The sequence below is a fragment of the Halomonas sp. BC04 genome, assembly GCF_000568385.1.
Map to the genome: position 1 here is coordinate 1 of NZ_AZQX01000014.1, position 7,540 is coordinate 7,540.

General features: G+C 55.5%; 10 protein-coding genes, 1 tRNA gene and 4 pseudogenes. 11 read left to right on the forward strand and 4 right to left on the reverse strand.

What is annotated here, in order from left to right; genetic code table 11:
* From Q427_RS01490 to Q427_RS01530, 10 genes and pseudogenes are all read left to right on the forward strand, one after another.
* Positions 1-170: pseudogene (locus tag Q427_RS01490) on the forward strand (NADPH-dependent 7-cyano-7-deazaguanine reductase QueF); the annotation flags it as partial.
* A 235-nt stretch (positions 171-405) separates the two neighbouring features.
* Positions 406-966, forward strand: coding sequence for a nitroreductase family protein (locus Q427_RS01495; protein ID WP_043510406.1), 561 nt, complete (start codon positions 406-408; stop codon positions 964-966).
* Between the two features lie 13 nt (positions 967-979).
* Positions 980-1,494, forward strand: a pseudogene (locus Q427_RS01500) (YiiD C-terminal domain-containing protein).
* A 96-nt stretch (positions 1,495-1,590) separates the two neighbouring features.
* Positions 1,591-1,678: transfer RNA gene (locus Q427_RS01505), tRNA-Ser, on the forward strand.
* A gap of 349 nt (positions 1,679-2,027) precedes the next feature.
* Positions 2,028-2,234 (forward strand): S24 family peptidase, encoded by a 207-nt coding sequence (locus Q427_RS35050; protein WP_197030445.1) that lies wholly within the window; start codon positions 2,028-2,030, stop codon positions 2,232-2,234.
* The gene (locus tag Q427_RS30895; protein ID WP_155833420.1) at positions 2,222-2,371 is read left to right on the forward strand and encodes a S24 family peptidase; all 150 of its coding nucleotides are present in this window, start codon (positions 2,222-2,224) and stop codon (positions 2,369-2,371) included. The genes Q427_RS35050 and Q427_RS30895 overlap by 13 nt, the downstream gene beginning before the upstream one ends.
* Positions 2,372-2,482: 111 nt before the next feature.
* Positions 2,483-2,956 carry a hypothetical protein gene (locus tag Q427_RS30900; RefSeq protein WP_051496036.1) on the forward strand — a complete coding sequence of 158 codons (474 nt, stop codon included), beginning with the start codon at positions 2,483-2,485 and terminating at the stop codon, positions 2,954-2,956.
* Positions 2,907-3,749, forward strand: a complete 843-nt coding sequence (locus Q427_RS01520; protein ID WP_197030446.1) for a hypothetical protein — start codon at positions 2,907-2,909, stop codon at positions 3,747-3,749. Before Q427_RS30900 ends, Q427_RS01520 begins: the two co-directional genes overlap by 50 nt.
* A gap of 81 nt (positions 3,750-3,830) precedes the next feature.
* Positions 3,831-4,322 (forward strand): hypothetical protein, encoded by a 492-nt coding sequence (locus Q427_RS01525; RefSeq protein ID WP_043510410.1) that lies wholly within the window; start codon positions 3,831-3,833, stop codon positions 4,320-4,322.
* 12 nt (positions 4,323-4,334) lie between these two features.
* The gene (locus tag Q427_RS01530; RefSeq protein WP_231613309.1) at positions 4,335-4,931 is read left to right on the forward strand and encodes an SOS response-associated peptidase; all 597 of its coding nucleotides are present in this window, start codon (positions 4,335-4,337) and stop codon (positions 4,929-4,931) included.
* Between the two features lie 45 nt (positions 4,932-4,976).
* On the opposite strand, the gene Q427_RS01535 is transcribed toward Q427_RS01530, so the two are convergent.
* The 4 genes and pseudogenes from Q427_RS01535 to Q427_RS01545 form a co-directional block, all read right to left on the reverse strand.
* A complete protein-coding gene (locus Q427_RS01535) occupies positions 4,977-5,525 on the reverse strand; it encodes a hypothetical protein (RefSeq protein WP_043510411.1) in 549 nt (182 codons plus the stop codon).
* A gap of 14 nt (positions 5,526-5,539) precedes the next feature.
* Positions 5,540-5,992 (reverse strand): DUF4113 domain-containing protein, encoded by a 453-nt coding sequence (locus Q427_RS35900; protein WP_331280508.1) that lies wholly within the window; start codon positions 5,990-5,992, stop codon positions 5,540-5,542.
* The gene (locus Q427_RS01540) at positions 5,899-6,819 is read right to left on the reverse strand and encodes a Y-family DNA polymerase (RefSeq protein ID WP_331280507.1); all 921 of its coding nucleotides are present in this window, start codon (positions 6,817-6,819) and stop codon (positions 5,899-5,901) included. The genes Q427_RS35900 and Q427_RS01540 overlap by 94 nt, the downstream gene beginning before the upstream one ends.
* Positions 6,816-7,109 (reverse strand): annotated as a pseudogene (locus tag Q427_RS01545) (LexA family protein); the annotation flags it as partial. The pseudogene Q427_RS01545 and the gene Q427_RS01540, both read right to left, overlap by 4 nt.
* Positions 7,110-7,368: 259 nt before the next feature.
* On the opposite strand from Q427_RS01545, the pseudogene Q427_RS30905 reads away from it, so the two are divergent.
* A pseudogene (locus Q427_RS30905) lies at positions 7,369-7,540 on the forward strand (IS1595 family transposase); the annotation flags it as partial.

Consider the following 7,540-nt stretch of genomic DNA (forward strand, 5'->3'; position numbering starts at 1 on the left):
TCCATGAACACTGTGTCGAGCACATCTTCACCGACCTGATGTCCCGGGCGCGCCCCGAACGGCTGCTGGTGCTGGCGCGCTATGTACGCCGCGGCGGGCTCGATATTTCGCCCTGGCGCGCCACCCCCGGCGAGAGGCCGCCCGAGCCCCTTCGCTTGGCAAGACAATAGCGCCTGGCACGACAATAGCGGCTTGGGTAAAGTGCTCCAGGCTTCGTCTGAAAAGTCGGCGAGCGAAGGTCAGACAAGGAAAAAATCAGCGAAAAGACGGAGTTTACGGGGGTGTAAATGAGTACTTTGAGCTGATTTTTAACGCCGTATGGCCAAGCGCAGGCACTTTTCGGACAAAGTCTAGACTCGAACCGGCAACCGACGGGGCCAATGCGCCACCGATGAGGAGAGGATCATGGACGCGATGACCCTGCTGCATGAACGCAGCTCCATGGGCAAGCTGATGGGGCCACCGCCTGGGCCCGAGCAGCTCGAAGCAATCTATCGGGCCGCACTGCGGGCACCCGATCACAAGGAGCTGCGCCCCTGGCGCTTCATCGAGTTTTCGGGTGAGGGCCTGGACCGCCTGGGTGAGCTGTTCGCCGAGGCCGAGTTCCGCGAGGACCCGGAGGTCGGCGATGCGGCCCTGGATGCCGTACGCAAGAAGCCACGCCGGGCCCCCATGATCATTGCCGTGGTCGCGAAGGTGACACCGGACATCCCCAAGGTGCCGAAGATCGAGCAGGTGCTCTCGGCCGGCTGTGCCGGCCACGCCATCCTGCTGGCGGCCCACGCCCTGGGACTGGGCGCCATGTGGCGCAGTGGCAAGTACGCCTTCGACCCCACCGTGCGCAAGGGACTCGGCCTGGATGAAGAGGATGAGCTGATCGCCTTCATCTACCTGGGCCAACTGGCAGGGCGCCACAGGCCCCTTCCCGAGCACCGTCTCAGCGACTTCGTCGAGCGTTGGACCTAGGAAGAGAATAAGCATGCGCGAGATCGGCATCCCCCACCCGCGACTGCCGCTGCCCGAAGCCGGCCAGCGGGACGATCCGGCGGGCTTTCTGGCCTGGCTCGCCGAGGCGATCCCCATGGTCGAGCATCTGGGCATTCGCGAGATGCGCTGGGAGGGGAAAGGGGAAGGTGAGCAATTGGTGTGGCAGCTCTCGCTCACTCCCAATCTCAACGACAAGGGCACCGGCTTCGGGGGCGCCCTGACCGCCCAGAGCACACTGCTGGCTGGTGCTGGACCACCCTCTGGCTGCGCGAGCGCGGGCTAGCCCGGGACGTGGTCGTGGCCGAGGCCACCCAGCGCTTCCTGGCACCGGTGACCGGCGACTATCGCATGACCTGCGCCCCCGAGTCGCCGAAAGGTCCTGACAGCCTGTCGGAACAGTTGCAGAGCCGTGGGCGAGGGCGCATCGCCCTGGTGCAGCAGCTCTGGTGCAACGACACCCTATGCCTGGAAGCACGCGGCGATTACGCCGTGCTGCCCACCGGCTGAACCGAAAAACCGGCTTGCAAACGAGCACTTAAGCCGTTAGTATTTGCGCCGTTCTGACGTACAAGGCACAGCCGCTGGGCGTGAGGACCACAATGTGGAGGGGTGTCCGAGTGGTCGAAGGAGCACGCCTGGAAAGTGTGTAAGTCGCAAGGCTTCGAGGGTTCGAATCCCTCCCCCTCCGCCACTGAATATAGATAAGCCGCTGATTACAGCGGCTTTTTCTTTGTCTCAATGTTTTTGACCCACACTTTGACCCACACCTAGCAGCTGGCTTCCTCTGTACGATTCAGGCTTCTGTTGGACAACTCAATCCAACACTCACATTCTTGATCGTTCGCATTGGTGAAGGGGGAGCCCTTGAACATGACCAGGTACTTGGCCTATGTGGTGATCATTCCCCCTCGGGTTACGAATGGTTTCCTTGGTGTGCATGGGTTAGGCTCCCTTTGTGATGCTTTGTGAATTTACGGGGGGAGACAATTGCAATCAAACAGATGATTGAATTGGAGGCGTCTATCTCTGACGAATATGACGTGGCAACCGGGTCACTGGTGATACCCTTCCCGTCGCCGTCAGAAAGAGTGCTGCAGGACTACACGCTCCTGACAAGCCAGCCCGAGCAGGTGGCCGGCATCAAGGTGCGCGGCGATTCGATGGAAGGCACCCTTGCCGATGGCGATTGGGTGCTGGTCGACCTGGCTAGCCGCGAGATATCCGGCAGGAAGGGGTGTTTCTGCTGACTGTGAGCGGCGAGCGGCGCATCAAGCGCGTACAGCGCCTGGCCGGTGGCGCGCTGTACCTGATCAGCGATAACGAGCACTACCAGCCCGAGATATTCACGCCGCAGCAGATGGTAGGTGGAGATCCTGGGGTGTGAGATACGGATTGGCAGGATCTCGTAACTGTAAAACTGCAAATGCAGTCAGGCGGCTAGCTGCATAACAACAAATGAGGCCCAACATGGGTCCATCTACGTACGGGGGCTAGGATGGAGACTCTGCGCTTTGAGTATCAAGATGCAAAGGGGAATGTCACCACGCGAGAGCTGGTGAACTGGAAGGATGACGGCTGGCTGCTTAAGGGATTTTCTGCCTTCAATGACGCATTCAGAACCTTCCGGGGCGACCGGGTTATTCAGTTCCATTCGGGTGGAGATCATCTGAAGCCGAGACCCATGCGCCAGCGTTTGGTTGAGCGTGCCATTGCCGCAACAAAGGCTCTCAACGATAACCTTGAAATTCTTTTCCCCGGCTTTGCCAAAGATCGTCGCGCTCAGTTGGAAGCAGCGGCAACTGAAGCGAAAATTCAAGTCCGAAAGACAGTTACTCAAGCCTATTTCTTTATCTTCGCTGACCCTAATGCGGGACCGACAAAGCTGCGCAAAGCGCAGGGGCAAGGAGTGTCGGTGCTCGATGAGTCTGATTTTCTCTGGCTGTTGCAGACTGGTGAAATGCCGGGATAGAGGCCTGAACGATTTTTCAATATTATTTATAGATATCGAGGATAAAATGAAGGTAACATATTACGCTTATGCTTTTAAGCATGTGACGAAAGATAAAAGAGGGCTTTGTGATCTAAGCTCTTTCCTTCGCTCTTTTTCACAGCTGAAAGATAAATCTTTTAAAAATGGTTTTATTTATAATGACGAAAATATCTATCTAGTTCATTATGTGGATAATATCTACTTCTTTATAATAACAAGAAATTCTGAAATTATCAGAAGAATCAATTCTAATACCTTTGCTGTTGGTGATATGCAAGCGATTTTAGGCCAGGATGATCACATAGGATTTGCCTCATACATTATCGTTAATAAGGATCATATAGGGTTTGGATCGACGATTTTCGCACCCAAAGCAGAAGCTTTCGGATGGTATGTCAACGAAATTCTAAGCAAGATTGGTATTTCTGACTTGCAGTTTTACATGCATGCTATTATGCATAGCGCTACTAAGTCAGATGCACTTACTTTTCCCTACATAGGTAGGACAGTGATCGAGGTCGACAAGTCTCATCCAGCGCTAGTTGAGTTCGTTGAATCCCTAGGGTTTGATGTTACAGATTCTATTGATTTAGGCAGCATGGAAATACATATTAAGCCCAAGCCAAGAAAAGAAATAACCAATGCTGCTCATAATATTGTAAAAAACATCTCGGATGATGGGTTGGTTAAATTTATGATGCGTGCCCAGGCCGAAGTGGGTTCACAAGTGCAGGATATGTATTTGGTGGGCTCCGGAGCCGTAGCGATATGATTACACAAAAAGATGATAAAAAAATTGCTGAAGCCCTTACGCTGAAATCAAAGAAAAATCCAATACTAAAGGCTAGGCTGAATGAATACCTTGACAACGGAATCTTCGAAAAACTGGATTTTGATCGGATTGTATCTTTCAATAAGCCTTCTGCCTGGTCCGATTACTTACCTGATGTACCAAGTAGCAGTTAAAGGGCGCCTTGGTGCTCCTTTAAATTTTTCATTGCAATCGGAAAATGTTTCGATAATTATTGCTACCTTTGCCTTTACTATGCTGGGCTTTATGGCAGCGATCATTACTGTCCTCTTTGCCTTTGTCGATACAAGGGTAGTAAAAAAGTATGCAAAGAAAGATTATTTTTCCACATTCTTTTTAACATATTTTATTACTATTATTTCGTTGGTTATGACGTTTGGCTTTTCTTTGCTTACGTTTGCAAGTCAAGGGAGTGTGATATTCTTAAAACTTAGTTTTGTTAGCTTGATTAACAACCTCGTCCAGATCACTTTAATTACAATGACGATTGTGAATCTTTCCAGAAGAGCTTTTGAAGAAAGAAGCAAAGGATAATGAGGTGGTGCTATGTGCGGCCGTTTCGCTCTCTACAACGCCTACCCCAAGTTCGCCCGTCGGCTGGGTGTGGTGGTGGTCGAGGAAGGGCCACCGCCTCGCTACAACATCCCGCCAGGCACCTGGATCACCGGTTTCCGGCAGGTTGCACACGATGCCCCGCCAGAGCAGCTCGATCTGTGGTGGGGTTATCGGCCTGCCTGGGCTAAGGGCAAGGCGGCTCAGCCAATCAATGCCCGCGTCGAGACGGTGGCCACCAGTGGCTTTTTCAAACACGCTTTCGCTCGGCAACGCTGCCTAATACCTGCCGATGGTTGGTTCGAGTGGTTGGCCAGTGATACCGGCAAAAAGCCCCACTACCTGACCCGCACCGACCGCGGGCCACTGGCTTTCGCCGGCATCTACGCCGAGCGGGAGGATGGCAGCCTGGGCTGTGCGATCCTGACCGAGCCTGCGCGGGGTAGCGCTGCCGAGGTGCATGACCGTATGCCGCTGATCCTCGACGATGCCAGCCTTGAGCCGTGGCTCGACCCTGACCTGACAGGCCGCGAGACCATCCGCCAGCTGGTGCGCCACCTGGACGCTGGCTTATCGAGCATTGGCCGGTGAGCCGAGCCGTGAACAGGCCCGGCAACGATGGTAATGCCGAGTTGATCAATCCGGAGTGACGGAGGTTTCACAGATAAAGTCGGTGAACAGGAACTGATTCATCGCTGTGCTCCATCCACATAGCAAGAACTCCGATGATGACTTCACGCGATATTTCTGCGCCCTAGCCTTGAAGTGCACGAAGGCCGTTTGCACGTCATCTTCTGTCTTGTGCTGAAATACCATGATTTTATAGGTGGCATCAGACTGCAGGAGCTTGGCGAAATCTCGCATCAGGCCGCGCTGTGTGCGATCTGACATTTCGATCTCCATGGCGAGCACGACTTCATCAAGGTGACCCTCTTCATCGAACTTCCGCCAGACGAAGTCATACAGCCATTCGCCAGCTCCTGTCTTGTAGGATGGAAGTGAGCGATATCCCAGCTTTTCCCCCTCATCGCGAAACCTGTCTTTGATGGCTTTGTTCTTCTCTGGACTCTTCCATATCTGCTTTTTCCATAAGCTTTCGTCTCCAGTGCTGCGCGCTTTGTCGCGCTTGTCCTTCAAAGCTTCCTCCTGCACCTCGAGCAACCATCCCTTGAACTGATCTCTCACTCTTATCCCCTTGGTTACCCTGTGTGTAGTATCGGCAGCTCATCCCAGCGCGTGGTCCAGCGAGCAGTGCGATTAGCACATCGCAGATGCCAGGCAGCACCCGGGCTAGGCATACCTAGCTTCACGGTATCACGCCCCATGCGTTGATTGAGTTCGTCCATCACTTCCATCAGCTTCTGACTACGCTGCCGGTCGGCATCGGTCTGTGCTGTATCCAGCAGTGAGAGCTGCTGTCGATCGGCGTCGATGAGGTCAATCAACATCACGCCCCCTTTCTGATACTGGTAGCCCTTGCGGTAGATGCGCTGCAGGGCCTCGCTGGCAGCGTGGAGAATCTCGCGGCTATCGTCGGTGGGGCGGGGCAGCTCCACCATCAGACTGGGCGAATACTGGGGCAGGTCGTTTCTGAAGGGGTTGGTCTTGAGGAACACCAGCACGGCCCGGGCCAGGCTTCCCTGGCTACGCAGTTTCTCGGCGCCGCGCTGGCCGTGTTGGCGTATAGCTCGCGGATCTCGCCCAGGCTGCCGGTGAGCTTGCCGAACGAGCGGCTCGTCATGATGCGCTGACGGGGCTCGTGGAAGTCGTTCATCTCGATGCAGGGGATGCCGCGCAGCTCCAGAGCGGTGCGCTCAAGGGTGACGTTGAACTGCCGGCGGATCCGCTTGGGGTCGGCTTGGGCGAGGTCCCAGCCGGTGCGGATGCCTAGCAGGGCGAGGCGCTCGGCTAGCCGCCGGCCGACGCCCCAGAGGTCGCCCAGTTCGAAGCGCTGGAGCAAGGCCCGGGTTTCCGCAGTGTCGGCCCGTAGCACGCAGACGCCGCCGTAGGCGGAGATATTCTTGGCTGCTCTGTTGGCGAACTTGGCCAGGGTGCGGGTGGGGGCTACGCCGACGCAGACGGGAATGCCGGTGTACTGGCGAACCTTGTGATGCAGCTGCCGTGCGTGATCGAGCAGCAGGCCTGGCTCGAAACCGTCGAAGCGCACGAACATCTCGTCGATGGAATAGGGCTCGACGCCTGCCGAGAACTCCTCGAGCACTTCCTGCACTCGTTGACTCATGTCGCCATAGAGCTCGTAGTTGGATGAGAGCAGGTGGATGCGGTTCTGGCGGACCAGGTGTTGGATCTCGAACGCTGGCGTGCCCATCTTGATACCCAGGGCCTTGAGCTCGGTTGATAGAGCGATGACACAGCCGTCGTTGTTGGACAGCACGCCTACGGCCAGGCCATTCAGCCGCGGCTGGAACACGCGCTCGCAGCTGACGTAGAAGCTATTGCAGTCCACCAGTCCAATCATACGTTGTACTCGTGGATCACCGAGCGCACCACGCCCCATACCTGACATTCCAGGTTCTCCAGCGGGATCGGTGCGTAGCGCGGGTTCCCAGAGCAGAGGAAGTGCTTTTCGCCGCGGCGTTCCAGGCGCTTAACGGTGATCTCGCCGTCGACCATGGCAACGATGATGTGACCAGGACGGGGATTGATTGAACGATCGACCACTAGGATATCGCCCTCATTGATGCCCAGCTTGACCATGCTGTCGCCTGTCACCGTGAGGAAGAACGTGGCGGAAGGGCGCTTCACAAAGCGCTCGTTGAGGTCGAGGGTACGGCCTTCGTAATCCTGCGCGGGACTGGGAAAGCCTGAGAGCCTGCACGACCTAGGACGAGGGGGTAGGGAAGCGCAAGCGGTGACGGCTCGGGATGAGCCGGAATGAGGTTTGCCAGTATCATGTTGAGTCCCTTTGCATGGCTGTCATTTTATGGCTATGTTGGTATCTGTTGTTGGCGTGCTTTAAAAATACTGTATAAACTACTGTATATCCAGTTTGCCTCTGGAGCACGCCATGAAACAAGCAGACCTCAAAGCCCTTGAGCAGACCCTGGCAAGCCTCCCTGTTGATCTCAAGAAATACCTGGCATATCAGATCCTTGGGCAAATCAGCTCACAAGCGAATACTCTGCTCGACACCGCAAGATCTCACCTTTCATGCCCGCACTGTGGCGCTGAGCACCTAC